We start from the raw sequence: 14,841 nt of genomic DNA, 5'->3' as shown, positions 1-14,841 counted from the left end.
CCCGGGCGGTCCCTACTCGGCCGCCCCGTACAGCCGGTCCCCCGCGTCCCCGAGGCCCGGCACGATGTAGCCGTGCTCGTTCAGGTGCCGGTCGACCGCGGCGGTCACGACGGTCACCGGGGTGCCCGCGAGCTCCCGCTCCATGACCTCCACGCCCTCGGGCGCGGCGAGGAGCACCACGGCGGTCACGTCGTCGGCACCCCGGGCGATCAGCTCGCGGATCGCGGCGACCAGGGTGCCGCCGGTGGCGAGCATCGGGTCGAGGACGTACACCTGACGCCCCGAGAGGTCCTCGGGCATCCGCGTGGCGTACGTGGAGGCCTCCAGCGTCTCCTCGTTGCGGATCATGCCCAGGAAGCCCACCTCGGCGGTCGGCAGCAGCCGGACCATGCCGTCGAGCATGCCGAGGCCGGCGCGCAGGATCGGCACGACCAGCGGGCGCGGGTGGGAGAGCTTGACGCCCGTGGTCCGGGCGACCGGCGTCTCGATGTCGACCTGCTCCGTGCGCACGTCACGGGTGGCCTCGTAGGCGAGCAGGGTGACCAGCTCGTCCGCGAGACGACGGAAGGTCGGGGAGTCGGTGCGCTGGTCGCGCAGCGTGGTGAGCTTGTGGGCGACCAGGGGGTGGTCGACGACGTGGAGACGCATGACCACAACAGTAACCGGGGCAACAGCGCCGGGCTCCCCGTCCCCGGCCGGTGAACCGTCCACCCGTCGCGCAGCAACCCCGACCCGCGCAGTTCACCCGTCCGATGGCATCAAACCCGCCACCGGAGGGAAAGTGGGAGGGACATGGCGGGGGGTGGTGAGCCGATGCCGGACGGTGGTGAACCCATGGCGGGAGTGGACGACGAGTCCCTGCGTCCACGCAGGACGGGCGGGACCCGGTCACGGGGGACGAACCGGGAAGGCCCACGAGCGACGGACGGAGAGCCGCCGCGCACGGTGGCCGACGAACGACCGCGCGGGACGGACCGGAGAGAGCCGGCCCAGGCGGACACCGACGCCGACGAGCAGGGCGATGCCGCGCGCCGGCGGCGCCGGGCCCAGTTCCTGCGGGAGCTGACGGAGGCGCGGGAACTGCGCGACCGGGTGCAGCCGCGCCGGGCCAAGGCGGCGCGGCTCAGGCACGCCATGCGTATGCGCACCTTCCGCTGGTAGCTCCGCCGACACCCCGTACGACGCGCCCCGCACCCCCCACGCGGGGTGCTCACGGGGCATGCGCGGGGCACTCACGGGGTGGCCGTGCTGATGCGGCGGGGAAGTCCGCGTACGATCCGCAGGTGGCGGCAACAGGTGTGCAGGTGAACGCCTTGCCCGGCCGGCAATCAAAACTGCCGGACACAGGGCGCCGAAGACGTCCCCTGGGCGCTCTGTTTCTGCCACGATTCCGAGTGGGTGGGGGCTCGGACAGCCTCCCCGCCCATCGACCTCCGCCGGGGGGACCCCCAACCGGCACACCTATGACCAGTGGGAGAGTCACGGTGTACTTCGCCGCACTGCTCGCGCGCACCGAAGACGGGTGGGAAGCGAGCGACACAGAGCTCGACGATGTGGAGACCCTGTCGGATCTGGCCGACCTGGCCCGTGACGCCTCGCCCGACGACGACACGGTGCTGGTGCTCATCGAGCAGGAGGACGCCTGGTTCGGCGTCGTCCGCATCGATGGCGAGGACGACCCTCGTATCTACATCTCGGACGCCGCCGCCGCTGCCCGCAGCAGCTACGGCGAGATCCTGCTCACCGACGAACTGCTCGGAAAGGAGCCCGGAGACGACGGTCCCGACCTGGACTCCCTCGACCTCGACGGTACGGAGGACGGTGAGCCCGACGACGATGACGACGACACGGCCGCCGAGACCGTGCCGCACGGCCCGGTCGGCGACACCGAGATCCTCGACGACCTGGGTGTGAGCGAGAAGGAACTGCGCGCCCTCGACGCCGACGACGCCCTCAGCTCCATCGCCGAGGCCCTCGGCGCCTCGGAGGTCCTGGAGACGGTCCGCTAGGCCCCCGGGGGACGTACCCGTCGGCCGCCGGGCGGCCGATCCGCTAGGTTCCCCGGGTGACCGAAGCAACCGACGCAGAGGCACCGGGCCCCGATCCGGTACGCGACCGCTGGCGGGCCGCGATGCGGCTCGCCCTGGACGAGGCCGGGCGGGCCGCCGACGGCGGAGACGTCCCGGTCGGTGCCGTCGTACTGTCCCCGGACGGTACGACCGTACTGGCCGCCGGGCACAACGAACGCGAGGCGACCGGCGATCCGACAGCCCACGCCGAGGTGCTGGCCGTCCGGCGGGCCGCCGCGGCCCTCGGCGAGTGGCGGCTGACCGGCTGCACACTGGTCGTCACCCTCGAACCCTGCACGATGTGCGCGGGCGCGATCGTGCAGTCCCGGGTCGACCGGGTCGTCTACGGCGCCCGCGACGAGAAGGCCGGCGCGGCCGGCTCCCTCTGGGACGTCGTACGCGACCGCCGCCTCAACCACCGCCCCGAGGTCATCGACGGCGTCCTCGCCGACGACTGCGCCCGGCTCCTCACGGACTTCTTCCGCCTCCGCTGACCCGCCCGCGGCAGGCATCCGGGCATCCCCGAATACCGATTTCAAAGCACGCCCCACCTTGCTGTAAGGTCTCCCTCGGTAGCGTGTCCGAGCGGCCGAAGGAGCTCGCCTCGAAAGCGAGTGTGGCGCAAGTCACCGAGGGTTCAAATCCCTCCGCTACCGCTGGTGGATGAGGGGCCCGGTCCGATGGACCGGGCCCTTCGTGCTGTTCCGTCTCGGTTGCCCACAAGGTCCGGGGAACCCATTGGGCCTCTCATCACGACGGGCAGACCAGCACCCCCGCGGCCGCGAGCAACCAGCCCAGTTGATCGACACCGTCCGGAAGGTGGAAGCGACGGACCCGACAGGGCGATGACGGCCGCGCTACAAGTCGGGCGACGATGCCTCCGTTGCCTCTGCCAGTGGTGATTGCCCCAGGTCAGCCTCAGCGCGCCTTCGGTGCGCGCCGGGGGCGTGGTAAAAACCGTGGCGCGCTGGAGGTGCTTCTGTCTGCCCTGACGGTCATCTGCACGGGTGCAGCCTGATCGTCACCGTTCCGTCACAGGAGTCGCCGCACGGAACCCTGCCGCTCTCCCGCCCTATCTGCACTCACGTACGACGACCACGCGTACCGCGGGGCAACAACCGACGACCGAAACCCGCGGACGAGACGACTCAGGGGGACGACAGCATGCGGCACAGCAACGGCATTCGCAGGGCGGCTCTGGCGACGACGGCGGTCACGGCCGTCGCGGCGGCGGTGACCGGCATCCTGCCCGGCACCGCCATGGCGGCGAGCACCACCACCTCCACCCCGCCGCCCGCCTGCCGGGCCTCCGCCCTCCAGGTCAGCGCCCGGCAGGCCGCCCACCCGCCCGTCGGGACCGGGACCGGGGCGGCGATCGTGAAGTTCACCAACGTCTCCGGGAGGACCTGCGTCCTGAAGGGCCATCCGACGGTCGCGGGCGCCGGCAACGGCTCCCCCGCCCACAACACCCCGCTCAAGGTCACCCGCACCGGCAAGGCGACCACCGTGAAGGTCCGGCCGCACGGCAAGGCGTGGGTGAAGCTGACCTTCGTCCAGGTCCAGGGGGAGGGCGACGGCTACTGCAAGTCGGGCAAGACCCCGAAGGCGTATCCGACGATGGTCATCGGGCTGCCGCGCTCCGGGAAGCACCAGGTCGCCCTGAAGGACGGGGTGTGGGCCGAGTGCGACGACAAGGTGACCGCCACCCCGGTCTCGGCGGTCAAGCCTTCCTGACCCCACCGTCCCCACGAATCGAGCAGCCTGCACGACGATCGCAACGCTCTGACCTGCTGCTCTTTACGCGTCAGCTGCACGTGGCGGTGCGCCGCCCCGTCTCGCTTTCCGTCTCATTCACCATGGTCCACCGCCGTTCACGGCCGTTCGCGAGACGGCGGGAGTACGGGAATGAACGGGTCTGAACGGCCCCGGATCATGCCCTGACCAGTACGAACAGACCTCGAAAGCGAGTGGGGCGCAAGTCGCCGAGGGTTCGAATCCCTCCGCTACCGCTGAAGAAGGGTCCCGCCGACAGGCGGGGCCCTTCCTGCGTTCCGGGCATCTCCTGCGAACGCATGATCGGGTTACACTCGCCGCCGGTGGACAGGGACATATGAGGCGGGGGAGGCCGCTGTGGCGGTGCAGGGAAAGAAGATCGTGCTGTTCGTGCTCGTGGTCTTCGTGCTGTACGTGATCATCACCGACCCGAAGAACGCCGCCGGCTACGTCGAGATAGGGTTCGAAGGCGTCTCGATGGCCGCCCAGTCCATCGGCGACTTCTTCACGTGGATCGCCAACGGGGCCGACTGACGAGCAGCACCCTGGCGTCGTACGACTTCCCGGAGCACCCTCATGATCCGCCACCTGGTCCTGTTCAAGCTCAATGAGGGCGTCGAGCGCGACGATCCCCGTGTCCTCGCCGGCGAGAAGGCCTTCAAGGCGCTCGACGGCAGGATCCCTGAGCTGCGCCACTGGGAGCTGGGCTGGAACATCAGCGACCGGCCCATCGCGTACGACTTCGCGATCAACTCGGCCTTCGACGACGCGGACTCCCTGCGCCGGTACGTCGAGCACCCCGACCACCAGGCCGGCGTCGCCCTGTGGCGGGAGTTCGCCACGTGGGTGATCGCCGACTACGAGTACTGACTTCTCGCTCGTACGTCCGTACGACCCGCCCCGCGCCACTCGAACGGTGCGGGGCTTTGCCGTGCGCCGTTCCCCCGATTGCGTCACGGTCTCGACTCTCCCTCAACACGGCGATATGCGGTGCTTGATCACAGTGCACATGTCTTGTGATGCTATGACCGCTTTTGACGGTTGAATTGATGAGTTGATCGATGAAGAGGTGGCGTTGACCGTGTCGGCCAGTACTGCGCCACCCCAGGAAGAGGCCCAGGCTTCCGTTCCGGAGAAACGTCGCGGCGCCGACACCCGCGCCCTCACCCAGGTCCTCTTCGGCCAGCTGAAGCACCTGGAGCCCGGCACCCCGGAGCACAACCGCGTACGTGGGGCGCTCATCGAGGCGAACCTCCCGCTCGTGCGATACGCGGCCTCCCGTTTCCGCTCCCGCAACGAGCCCATGGAGGACGTCGTCCAGGTCGGCACCATCGGCCTGATCAACGCCATCGACCGCTTCGACCCCGACCGGGGCGTGCAGTTCCCGACCTTCGCGATGCCGACCGTCGTCGGCGAGATCAAGCGCTACTTCCGCGACAACGTCCGCACGGTCCACGTCCCCCGCCGGCTGCACGAGCTCTGGGTCCAGGTGAACGGGGCCACCGAGGACCTCACGACAGCGTTCGGCCGCAGCCCCACGACCGCCGAGATCGCCGAGCGGCTCCGGATCACCGAGGACGAGGTGCTGTCCTGCATCGAGGCCGGCCGCTCCTACCACGCGACCTCGCTGGAGGCCGCCCAGGAGGGCGACGGAATGCCGGGGCTCCTCGACCGGCTCGGGTACGAGGACCCCGAACTCGTCGGCGTCGAACACCGCGATCTCGTCCGGCACCTCCTCGTACAGCTCCCCGAACGCGAACAACGCATCCTGCTGCTCCGCTACTACAGCAATCTGACGCAGTCCCAGATCAGCGCGGAACTGGGTGTCTCCCAGATGCATGTCTCCCGGCTGCTGGCCCGGAGCTTCGCGAGGCTGCGGTCCGCGAACCGCATCGAGTCCTAGCCCCGGGCCTGATGCTGCCGCCTTCCGGGCACGCAGGACCGGGATCGCCATGTGACCGTTGGTAACAAGCGGCCCACGTTCCGCCCCGGAGGGACCGTGGGGCACACGGGGCGCACGAAGGCAGGCGGGGCGCACAGATTGGGCCACGAGCACACGTGCCCAGGCCATCTGGCCTAACCGAATGCGCTGTCGAGACATCACCGCTGAGAGCGAATCACTCATGAATGCTCTTACCGACAGTTGTAGGCCGAAATGCCGTCAGACCGCCTTTTTACAGGGCGAATTACCCCTCTCCATGTCGACATGTCACTACATCGCGTTGCCGACGTGTGACATTCTTCCCCCAGCGCGTTTGCCGTGGCCTCGCCGCCGGTATTCAGGTGGAGGCTGCGTTCCCTACGACGGAGCGTCCGCCGCGACCGTCCGCGACCCAAAGGGGGTGGCATGTCCGCAGACCAGGGCAGCTCGAAGGTGCTCACGCTCGCCAAGAGCGAGACCGCGCCCGACGCTATCCAGGCCCCTCAGGACCTTCAGGAGCTCGAGGACCTTCCCGGCACCGAGGCTCCCGCGCCTGAGTTCCCGGCCTTGCCGGCCTCGGCGAACATCGACACCCGCACCCTGTCCCGCTCCCTGTTCCTGCGGCTCGCCGCCCTCGACGAGAACAGCCCCGAGCGCGCCTACGTCCGGGACACCCTCATCGAGCTCAACCTCCCGCTGGTGCGCTACGCCGCCGCCCGTTTCCGGTCGCGCAACGAACCGATGGAGGACATCGTCCAGGTCGGCACCATCGGCCTGATCAAGGCGATCGACCGCTTCGACTGCGAACGGGGCGTGGAGTTCCCGACGTTCGCGATGCCGACGGTCGTGGGCGAGATCAAGCGGTTCTTCCGCGACACCTCGTGGTCGGTCCGGGTCCCGCGCCGCCTCCAGGAGCTGCGTCTGGCCCTCACCAAGGCCAGCGACGAGCTCTCCCAGAAGCTCGACCGCTCCCCGACGGTCACCGAACTCGCCGCCGTGCTGGGCGTGTCGGAGGAGGACGTCGTCGACGGCCTCGCCGTCGGCAACGCGTACACGGCGTCGTCGCTCGACTCACCCGCCCCCGAGGACGACGGAGGCGAGGGCTCGCTGGCGGACCGCCTCGGCTACGAGGACAGCGCGCTCGAAGGTGTCGAGTACCGCGAGTCCCTCAAGCCGCTGCTCGCCAAACTCCCGCCCCGTGAGCGCCGGATCATCATGCTCCGCTTCTTCGCGAACATGACCCAGTCCCAGATCGGCGAAGAGGTCGGCATCTCCCAGATGCACGTCTCCCGCCTCCTCACCCGCACCCTGGCCCAGCTGCGCGAGGGCCTCATCTCCGACTGAGTCCCCGTCAAGGCACAGGGGACACCACACAGACAGAGCGATGACCGCCGGGATGCCTGTTCGTTCAGGCCATCCCGGCGGTCATCGTGCGTGCCGGTGGCGGGGGCGGAGTACCCGGGTGGGTGCGTGCGGGTGGTGCGTGGCTGCTCGCGCGGTTCCCCGCGCCCTTTGAGGACGCCGGGCGCCGCCATTCCGTCAGGGCGTGCGGGGACCGCGCGACCGGCCACGGACCGACCCGCAGCCTCAAGATCACAGAAACCGGCGGAACGCGTAGGTGGCCGCCGCCCACCGGGCGGGAACCGCTCAGCCCAGCGCCAGCCACACCACCGCAGCGACCACCGCCACCGCCGCGACGATCCCGACGATCAGACCGACGCGGGGTCCGGAGGACGCCGCCTCCGCACGGCCACCCCGCGGGGTCTCGTCAACGAACGCGCGGAACATCTGCGTGCTCCCCGCGGGGTCGTAGTTGCCCTGGGGGCCCTGGTTGTCAGCCATGGCCCGAGACCTTAGCGAATCCGCGAGGTGGCACCCAAGGGGGGTGGGACGGAGCGGCCCCGGCCGCACCGCTCTCCTTTGCCAAGACTTGGGCCGCGCCCGCCCGAATTCGTTTGCCTGCAGCAACCATCCAGTTCTATGGTTGCCCTAAGCAACAAACACGGAGGGGCTCCCATGGCCGAGCGAGCGCAGTACGAGGAGCTGGCCCGCCAGCTCAGCGCCATCGGGGTCGTGAAGCGGGAGATCGCGCGGATGCTGCCGTACGACTGCCCCGGCGGATCGGCGGGAGTCCTCACCCTGCTCGACCGGAACGGCGAGATGCGGATGAGCAGGCTCGCCGAGCTGCTCTCGGTGGACATGTCGGTCACCAGCCGCCATGTCGCGCACGTCGCCGAGCGGGGCTGGATCGAACGCCTCCCCGACCCGGCGGACAGACGCTCGCGCATCCTGCGCCTGACTCCCGAGGGCCGGGCCCTGGTGGCCGAACTCCACCGGCGAACCAGTCGGGTGATGGCCCATCGGCTGAGCGACTGGCCCGACGCGGAGGTCGGCGAACTGGTCCGGCTCCTCGGCCGGCTGCGCCACAGCTTCGACGCGGCCGCCGGCTCCCCTCCGGCCACCTGAAAGACCACCACCACAACCCGTACACCCGCGAAGACCACGTAAGAGAAGGAAGCCCATGGCAACGACCACACCAGCCGGTGTGCGGGCTCACGCCAAGCACGGCCACGGCCCCGCCAGGGGGGCCTCGCACGGCGGCGGCGCTCCGATGACGCACCGGCAGATCATGGAAGCGCTGACCGGACTGCTGCTCGGCATGTTCGTGGCGATCCTGTCGTCGACGATCGTCTCGAACGCCCTGCCCGACATCATCAAGGACCTGGGCGGCGGGCAGAGCGCGTACACCTGGGTCGTGACCGCGTCGCTGCTGGCGATGACCGCGTCCACCCCGCTGTGGGGCAAGCTCGCCGACCTGTTCTCCAAGAAGCTGCTGATCCAGCTGGCGCTCGTCATCTTCGTGCTCGGCTCGGCCGCGGCCGGACTGTCCCAGAACGCCGGGATGCTCATCGGGTTCCGCGCGGTCCAGGGCATCGGCATGGGCGGGCTGTCGTCGCTGGCGCAGATCATCCTCGCCGCGATGATCTCCCCGCGGGAGCGCGGCCGGTACAACGGCTACCTCGGCGCCACGTTCGCGACGGCCATGGTCGGCGGCCCGCTGGTCGGCGGTGTGATCACCGACACCGACTGGCTCGGCTGGCGCTGGTGCTTCTACGTCGGCGTGCCCTTCGCGGTGATCGCCCTGATCGTCCTCCAGCGGACCCTTCACCTGCCCGTCGTCCGGCGCAGGGTCAAGGTCGACTGGGCGGGCGCGTTCCTGATCACCGCCGCGGTCTGCCTGCTGCTGATCTGGGTGACCTTCGCCGGTGACAAGTACGACTGGGTCTCGTGGCAGACGTACGCGATGGTGGGCGGCACGCTGGTGCTGCTCGCGCTCTTCGTCCTCGTCGAGGCGAAGGCGAGCGAGCCGATCATCCCGCTTCGGCTGTTCCGCAACCGGACGATCGCCCTGGCCTCGCTGGCCTCGCTCTTCGTCGGTGTCGCGATGTTCGCGGGCACCATCTTCTTCAGCCAGTACTTCCAGCTCGCCCGCGACAAGTCCCCGACCATGTCCGGCGTCCTGACCATCCCGATGATCGCCGGCCTGTTCGTCTCGTCGACCGTATCCGGTCAGGTCATCACCCGCACCGGCCGCTGGAAGGCCTGGCTGCTCGCCGGCGGTGTGCTGGTGACCGCGGGCCTCGGTCTGCTGGGCACGCTCCGGTACGACACCCCGTACTGGCACGTGGCGGTCTTCATGGCGCTGCTCGGCCTCGGCGTCGGCATGATGATGCAGAACCTGGTGCTGTGCACCCAGAACCAGGTGGCTCCGGGCGACCTGGGCGCCGCGAGCTCCGTCGTCACGTTCTTCCGCTCCCTCGGCGGCGCGATCGGCGTCTCCGCGCTGGGCGCGGTGCTCAGCCACCGGATCACGCACTACGCAAAGGAGGGCCTCGCGGGGCTCGGGGTGTCCGGATCCTCCATGGGCCACGGCGAGATCCCCGACCTGGACGCGCTGCCCGCGCCGATCCGCACCGTCATCGAGAGCTCCTACGGCCACGGTATAGGCGACGTCTTCCTCTACGCCGCGCCCTTCGCCGTCCTCGCGCTGATCTTCTCCGTCTTCATCAAGGAGGTGCCGCTGCGGACCCACGGCGCGCTCGCCCAGGCGGCGGCCGAGGAGGGGACGGAGAGCGCGGCGTCGGCACCGGCCCCGGCTTCGCCCTCTTCGACCACGGCTACTGCGGCTGCGGCTCCTTCGGTTGAGGCTGCGGCCGCGGTGACCGCCGGCTCCGCCCCGGCGCCGGGTGCGGGCGGAGTGGCCGTACGGGGACATGTGCGCGGGGCCGAGGAGGCGCCCGTGCCGGGGGCCGCGGTCACGCTGATCTCGCTCGGGGGCCGGCAGCTCGGCCGTTCCGTCGCAGGCCCTGACGGGGTCTACGCGGTGGACGCGCCCGGCGCCGGATCGTATGTGCTGATCGCCGCCGCCGACGGGTTCCAGCCGCAGGCGTCCACCATCGTCGTGAACGGCGAGCCGGTCGGCCACGACATCCTGCTGAGCGGCACGAGCGGGCTGAACGGTGTGGTGCGGGCCGCCGGGGCCACGCTGGCCGTAAAGGACGCGATGGTCGTGGTGACCGATGTGCGCGGGGACGTGCTGGCCACCGGAACCACCGATGAGCAGGGCGAGTTCGGCTTCGGCGAACTCGTGCCCGGTCCCGTCACGGTCGCGGTGAACGCCACCGGCTTCCGCCCGCGTGCCCTGCCCGTCGAGGTCGGCGGCACCGGCGTCACCCGCGTCGAGATCGACCTGGAGGCCGGGGCCCGGCTCCAGGGGGTGGTACGGGCGCCGGGCGGACCGCTGGCCGACGCCCGCGTGACGCTCGTCGACGCGGCGGGCAACGTCGTCGCCACCGCCACCACCGGTTCGGACGGGGCGTACGCCTTCGCCGACCTGGACGGCGGCGACTACACGGTCATCGCCACCGGGTACCCGCCCGTGGCCACGGCCCTGACGGTCTCCGGCACCGGAATCGACGGCCACGACATCGAACTCGCCCACCCCGGCGAGTAGTTCCCACCCCGGTCGGCGGGGCGGCTGCCGCCCCGCCGACCGGTCGTATCCGAGGAGTGACGCGCACATGGGACTGACCGCGAGGATCCGTACGAGGGACGGCTGGGCCGTGTCGCACGCGGTCGTCACGGTGACCGACAGGGCCGGTACGCAGGTACTGCGGGCCGAGGCCGACGCGGAAGGCGTGGTGCGCGATCCCACCGCGCTCGCCCCCGGCGCGTACACGGTGATCGTCACAGCCGTCGGCTACGGGCCGGTCGCCTCGAGCGCGCTCGTCACGGCGAGCGGCCGGGCGGAGGTCGGCACGGTCACCCTCGCCCGGCTCGGCGGCACCGAACTGCCGCCGCCCGGCCCCTGGACCATCGACCCGGCCCACTCGTCCGTGGCGGCACTCGCCCAGCACCTGGGCATCTCCAGCGTCCACGGCCGCTTCACCGAGTTCTCCGGCTCGATCGAGATCGCCCCGGCACCGGACGAGGGCACCAAGTCCCGTGTGGCGGCGGTGATCCGGGCCGCCTCGATCGACACGGGCAACGGCATGCGGGACGACCATCTGCGGTCCCCGGACTTCCTGGACGTGGAACGCCATCCGGAGATCACCTACGTGTCGACGGGACTCACCCCCGTCGCCCCGGACCGCTGGACGGTCCACGGCGAGCTGACGATGCACGGCGTCGTCCGCCCGGTCGACCTCGACCTCGCGTACCTCGGCACGGGCCCCGACCGGGGGGCGGCACCCGCGCCGCGTTCCGGGCGACGACGGAACTGCGCCGCGAGGACTTCGCGATGAACTACAACCAGGTCCTCCAGGCGGGCCTCACGGCCATCGGTACGACACTGCGGGTGGAACTGGACGTCCAGGCGGTACAGGGGGACAGCCTGCACGGCGGCCAGTAGGCGCCCCCGGCCCTACCCTGTGCGCATGGCACGGAACATCGCGACCAACACCAAGGTCTCCCTCGAAGAGCTCCTCGACTTCGTGCGCCCCCGGCACCGGGCGCTCCTGCTGACCCGTCGGGCCGACGGCGGTCCCCAGGCCTCACCGCTGACCTGCGGGGTCGACGACTCGGGCCGCATCGTGATCTCCACGTACCCCGAGCGCGCCAAGACCCGCAACGCCAAGCGCGACGAGCGGGTCAGCGTGGTCGTCCTCAGCGACGACTGGGACGGCCCCTGGGTCCAGATCGACGGAACAGCCGAGGTCATCGACTCCCCGGAGTCGGTGGAGCCGCTGGTGGAGTACTTCCGCAACATCGCCGGCGAGCACCCGAACTGGGACGAGTACCGCGAGGCGATGGTCAAGCAGGGCAAGTCGATCATCCGGATCACACCGGAGCGCTGGGGCCCGGTGGCCACGGGCGGCTTCCCGGCGCGGCTGGCGCGGGAGGACTGAGCACCGGGCGCCGGGACCCTTGCCCTGCCCCGGTCAGCCGCGTTCCACCATCGCCTCGATACCGGCGACCAGGGTGTCCAGCGCGTAGCCGAAGTCCCGTTCACGCATCTCCTCGACGGTGTCGCCACCGCGGGCCTCCATGAGGTCCGCGGAGTGCCGGACCACCTCGTGGAGTTCGGGGTCGACGGTCACGGCGGTCATGGCGTGCCGGAAGTACTCGTCCTGGGTCATGCCCGCGCTCGCGCAGCGCTGGATGTAGTGGCCCTCGATGGTGCCGAAGCCGTACACGAACTGGAAGACCGCCGCGATCGCCCCGGCCTGGCCGTGCGCCGGCAGCCCCGTCCGGCGGATCACGCGCTGCACGGCCAGGGAGAAGCCCATCGCGTGCGGGCCGATGTTGAGAAAGGTGCCGGCGAGCGGCGACACCCAGGGGTGCCGGACGAGCAGCGCCCGGTACTGCTCGGCGAGCGTGCGGAGTTGGTCCCGCCAGTCCTCGTCGGAGTCCGCCGGGGGCAGCCGCACGTCGCCGAAGGCCCGGTCGAGGGCCAGCTCCAGCAGGTCGTCCTTGGTCTCGACGTACCAGTACACCGACATCGCCGTCACCTGCAGCTCGGCCGCCAGCCGCCGCATCGAGAACTTGGCCAGGCCCTCCGCGTCCAGCAGCCGTACGGCGGTCTCGGTGATCCGCTCCCGGTCCAGCCCCGACGGCTGCCTTCCCCGCCGCGCCCGCGCCTCGTCCTCCAGCCAGACACTGGCCCGACCACGGCCTCCGGCCCGACCGGCAGCCTCCACCATGAGCACCTTCCCAGACCCGACGACGCGGTTTCGTTTCCCGGTGAAGATGCTAGGCGCGCGCCGTTGTTGCGGCGCGCCCGGCGCGGCCTGCGGGGCCGGCGGGGCCGGTGGAGGGCAGCGGGCGCCTTCAGGGGCGCGGGGAACTGCGCGATCAACCCCCACGCACCCGCAGACGCACCCGCACCCGCCGAGCTACTGGGCGCCCCCTGCCTCCCCTTCCCCCTCCCCTTTCTCCGCCCTGCGCAGCAGCCCCGCCGCCACCAACCCCCCTAGCAGCACAGCCAACGCCCCCACCAGCAGACTCGTCTCCAACCCGGAGGAGAACGCGGCCACGATCTCCCGCTTCTCCTCCCCCGACCCCGCCGCCCCCAGCGCTGCGGGCAACGACGTCGCCGCCACCGGGATCAGCGCCGCGAACCGGGAGTTCAGCACTGCGCCCAGCACGGCCACACCCAACCCCGTGCCGAACTCCGCGAGCGTCCCGTTGACGCCGGCCCCCACCCCCGCCTTGGCCGGCGGAATCGCGCTCATGATCGCGTGGGCCATGGCGGGATTGGCGATCGCCGCCCCGGCGCCGATCAGTATCAGTCCGGCCAGCGTGGCACCGTAACCTCCGGGGCCGGTCGCGATGCAGACCAGCCCGCCCGACATCAGCGCCATGCCCAGCACGATCGACGCCGGCACACCGAGCCGGCCCGTCCATCCGGCCGACAGCCCGGAGAAGTTGAGCGCCACGACGACCAGGGCGAGGGGCGCGGTCCTGAGCCCGGCCTCCAGCGCGTCGTACCCGAGGACGAACTGCAGGTGCTGGGTGAGCAGGAACAGCGCCCCGCCCATGCCGAACGTGATGAGGACCGCCCCGGCCACGGCGCCCGTGAACCGGCGGTCACGGAAGAAGTACAGGTCGAGCATCGGGTACGGGACCCGGCTCTCCCAGTACGCGAAGGCCGCGAGCACCACCACGGCGACGGCGGCCGTGGCCAGGACCCGCCCGGAGGTCCAGCCGTGCTCCGGGCCCGAGATGATCGCGTAGACCAGTGAGGTCATCCCGACCGTCGACAGCAGCGCGCCCAGCAGATCGGGCCGGTCGCCCCGCGGGTTCCTGGACTCGGGGACGAGGGCGACGACGGCGACCAGCCCCAGCACGGCGACCGGCAGGTTGATCAGAAAGATCGCGCCCCACGGGAAGTGGCCCAGCATGAATCCGCCGAGGAGCGGGCCGGCCGCGAACCCGAGCGCGTTGACCGCGCTCCAGATGCCGATCGCCTTCGGCTGCTCCTCGGGCGTGAAGATCTGCATGGCGACGGCGAGGGTCGTGGTGAGCAGCAGCGCCCCGCCGACGCCCATCCCCGCCCGGGCGGCGATCAACTGCCCGGTCGATTGGGCGAGTCCGGCCACCAGCGAGCCGATGCCGAACAGCGCGAGCCCCGCGAGCAGCATCCTCTTGCGGCCGTAGCGGTCGGCCGCGCTGCCCGCGGTGAGCAGCAGACCCGACTGCACGAGCGAGTACGCGTTGATCATCCACTGGATGTCGGACGTTCCCGCGCCCAACTCCTCGGTGAGCGAGGGGATCGCCACGTTCAGCACGGTGTTGTCCAGCAGCACGGTGAGTTGCGCGAGACAGATGACGCCGAGGATCAGCCAGCGTCGGGGATGGCCTTGGATGGAGGGGGTGGTGGGGAGGGTGGCGGTCGACATGTTCTACACCGTAGAACGGTTCCTATACACCGTACAACGCAGTTTTTGGGCGGTCGACCAAAGGGTGGTGGGGGGGGGGGGTTTTTTTCCCCCCCCCCCCCCCCCCCCCCCCCCCCCCCCCTCCCTCCCCCCCCCCCCCTCCCCCCCCCCCCCCCCCCCCCCCCCCCCCCCCCCCCCG

At 70.9% G+C, this 14,841-nt stretch carries 15 protein-coding genes, 1 tRNA gene and 1 pseudogene; 13 read left to right on the top strand and 4 right to left on the bottom strand.

Annotated features, from left to right (window positions below; genetic code table 11):
* Window positions 1-12: 12 nt before the first annotated feature.
* Complete coding sequence (upp, locus tag ACZ43N_RS34485; protein ID WP_468102992.1) at window positions 13-648, bottom strand: uracil phosphoribosyltransferase; 636 nt, start codon at window positions 646-648, stop codon at window positions 13-15.
* A 297-nt stretch (window positions 649-945) separates the two neighbouring features.
* Between upp and ACZ43N_RS34480 the strand changes: the two genes are divergently transcribed.
* From ACZ43N_RS34480 to ACZ43N_RS34440, 9 genes are all read left to right on the top strand, one after another.
* Window positions 946-1,161 carry a hypothetical protein gene (locus ACZ43N_RS34480; protein ID WP_468102991.1) on the top strand — a complete coding sequence of 72 codons (216 nt, stop codon included), beginning with the start codon at window positions 946-948 and terminating at the stop codon, window positions 1,159-1,161.
* Window positions 1,162-1,484: 323 nt separating this feature from the next.
* Complete coding sequence (locus ACZ43N_RS34475) at window positions 1,485-2,009, top strand: tRNA adenosine deaminase-associated protein (RefSeq protein WP_468103057.1); 525 nt, start codon at window positions 1,485-1,487, stop codon at window positions 2,007-2,009.
* Between the two features lie 122 nt (window positions 2,010-2,131).
* A complete protein-coding gene (gene tadA, locus ACZ43N_RS34470) occupies window positions 2,132-2,563 on the top strand; it encodes a tRNA adenosine(34) deaminase TadA (protein ID WP_468103056.1) in 432 nt (143 codons plus the stop codon).
* 77 nt (window positions 2,564-2,640) lie between these two features.
* Window positions 2,641-2,725: transfer RNA gene (locus tag ACZ43N_RS34465), tRNA-Ser, on the top strand.
* Window positions 2,726-3,233: 508 nt separating this feature from the next.
* A complete protein-coding gene (locus ACZ43N_RS34460) occupies window positions 3,234-3,803 on the top strand; it encodes a DUF4232 domain-containing protein (protein WP_468102990.1) in 570 nt (189 codons plus the stop codon).
* A gap of 396 nt (window positions 3,804-4,199) precedes the next feature.
* Window positions 4,200-4,376 carry a hypothetical protein gene (locus ACZ43N_RS34455; protein WP_468102989.1) on the top strand — a complete coding sequence of 59 codons (177 nt, stop codon included), beginning with the start codon at window positions 4,200-4,202 and terminating at the stop codon, window positions 4,374-4,376.
* 42 nt (window positions 4,377-4,418) lie between these two features.
* Entirely contained in the window at window positions 4,419-4,712 is a 294-nt protein-coding gene (locus tag ACZ43N_RS34450; protein ID WP_468102988.1) for a Dabb family protein, read from the top strand.
* 187 nt (window positions 4,713-4,899) lie between these two features.
* Entirely contained in the window at window positions 4,900-5,745 is an 846-nt protein-coding gene (locus ACZ43N_RS34445; RefSeq protein WP_468103055.1) for an RNA polymerase sigma factor SigF, read from the top strand.
* A gap of 444 nt (window positions 5,746-6,189) precedes the next feature.
* Window positions 6,190-7,107 (top strand): RNA polymerase sigma factor SigF, encoded by a 918-nt coding sequence (locus tag ACZ43N_RS34440; protein WP_468102987.1) that lies wholly within the window; start codon window positions 6,190-6,192, stop codon window positions 7,105-7,107.
* A 303-nt stretch (window positions 7,108-7,410) separates the two neighbouring features.
* Here the strand turns inward: ACZ43N_RS34440 and ACZ43N_RS34435 are convergent, their stop codons facing one another.
* Window positions 7,411-7,605 (bottom strand): hypothetical protein, encoded by a 195-nt coding sequence (locus tag ACZ43N_RS34435; RefSeq protein WP_468074023.1) that lies wholly within the window; start codon window positions 7,603-7,605, stop codon window positions 7,411-7,413.
* 174 nt (window positions 7,606-7,779) lie between these two features.
* Here ACZ43N_RS34435 and ACZ43N_RS34430 point away from each other — a divergent pair, with 174 nt between their 5' ends.
* The 4 genes and pseudogenes from ACZ43N_RS34430 to ACZ43N_RS34415 all read left to right on the top strand — a co-directional run bounded on the left by ACZ43N_RS34430 (window position 7,780) and on the right by ACZ43N_RS34415 (window position 12,170).
* Complete coding sequence (locus ACZ43N_RS34430) at window positions 7,780-8,229, top strand: MarR family winged helix-turn-helix transcriptional regulator (RefSeq protein WP_468102986.1); 450 nt, start codon at window positions 7,780-7,782, stop codon at window positions 8,227-8,229.
* A 145-nt stretch (window positions 8,230-8,374) separates the two neighbouring features.
* Entirely contained in the window at window positions 8,375-10,777 is a 2,403-nt protein-coding gene (locus ACZ43N_RS34425; RefSeq protein WP_468103054.1) for an MFS transporter, read from the top strand.
* A gap of 67 nt (window positions 10,778-10,844) precedes the next feature.
* Window positions 10,845-11,674 (top strand): annotated as a pseudogene (locus tag ACZ43N_RS34420) (YceI family protein).
* A gap of 25 nt (window positions 11,675-11,699) precedes the next feature.
* Window positions 11,700-12,170 carry a PPOX class F420-dependent oxidoreductase gene (locus ACZ43N_RS34415; protein WP_468102985.1) on the top strand — a complete coding sequence of 157 codons (471 nt, stop codon included), beginning with the start codon at window positions 11,700-11,702 and terminating at the stop codon, window positions 12,168-12,170.
* 33 nt (window positions 12,171-12,203) lie between these two features.
* Here ACZ43N_RS34415 and ACZ43N_RS34410 read toward each other — a convergent pair whose 3' ends face one another.
* Both ACZ43N_RS34410 and ACZ43N_RS34405 read right to left on the bottom strand, forming a co-directional pair.
* Complete coding sequence (locus ACZ43N_RS34410; protein ID WP_468102984.1) at window positions 12,204-12,965, bottom strand: TetR/AcrR family transcriptional regulator; 762 nt, start codon at window positions 12,963-12,965, stop codon at window positions 12,204-12,206.
* Between the two features lie 192 nt (window positions 12,966-13,157).
* Entirely contained in the window at window positions 13,158-14,663 is a 1,506-nt protein-coding gene (locus tag ACZ43N_RS34405; protein ID WP_468102983.1) for an MFS transporter, read from the bottom strand.
* Window positions 14,664-14,841: the final 178 nt, after the last annotated feature.

It is taken from the genome of Streptomyces sp. NPDC030814, assembly GCF_055572155.1.
This window is presented reverse-complemented; position numbering and strand designations above follow the sequence as displayed.

Coding starts and splice junctions, on each gene's coding strand:
- upp (WP_468102992.1), bottom strand. CDS start 648: ATGCGTCTCCACGTCGTCGACCACCCCCTGGTCGCCCACAAGCTCACC.
- tadA (WP_468103056.1), top strand. CDS start 2,132: ATGCGGCTCGCCCTGGACGAGGCCGGGCGGGCCGCCGACGGCGGAGAC.
- ACZ43N_RS34460 (WP_468102990.1), top strand. CDS start 3,234: ATGCGGCACAGCAACGGCATTCGCAGGGCGGCTCTGGCGACGACGGCG.
- ACZ43N_RS34450 (WP_468102988.1), top strand. CDS start 4,419: ATGATCCGCCACCTGGTCCTGTTCAAGCTCAATGAGGGCGTCGAGCGC.
- ACZ43N_RS34440 (WP_468102987.1), top strand. CDS start 6,190: ATGTCCGCAGACCAGGGCAGCTCGAAGGTGCTCACGCTCGCCAAGAGC.
- ACZ43N_RS34435 (WP_468074023.1), bottom strand. CDS start 7,605: ATGGCTGACAACCAGGGCCCCCAGGGCAACTACGACCCCGCGGGGAGC.
- ACZ43N_RS34430 (WP_468102986.1), top strand. CDS start 7,780: ATGGCCGAGCGAGCGCAGTACGAGGAGCTGGCCCGCCAGCTCAGCGCC.
- ACZ43N_RS34425 (WP_468103054.1), top strand. CDS start 8,375: ATGACGCACCGGCAGATCATGGAAGCGCTGACCGGACTGCTGCTCGGC.
- ACZ43N_RS34415 (WP_468102985.1), top strand. CDS start 11,700: ATGGCACGGAACATCGCGACCAACACCAAGGTCTCCCTCGAAGAGCTC.
- ACZ43N_RS34410 (WP_468102984.1), bottom strand. CDS start 12,965: ATGGTGGAGGCTGCCGGTCGGGCCGGAGGCCGTGGTCGGGCCAGTGTC.
- ACZ43N_RS34405 (WP_468102983.1), bottom strand. CDS start 14,663: ATGTCGACCGCCACCCTCCCCACCACCCCCTCCATCCAAGGCCATCCC.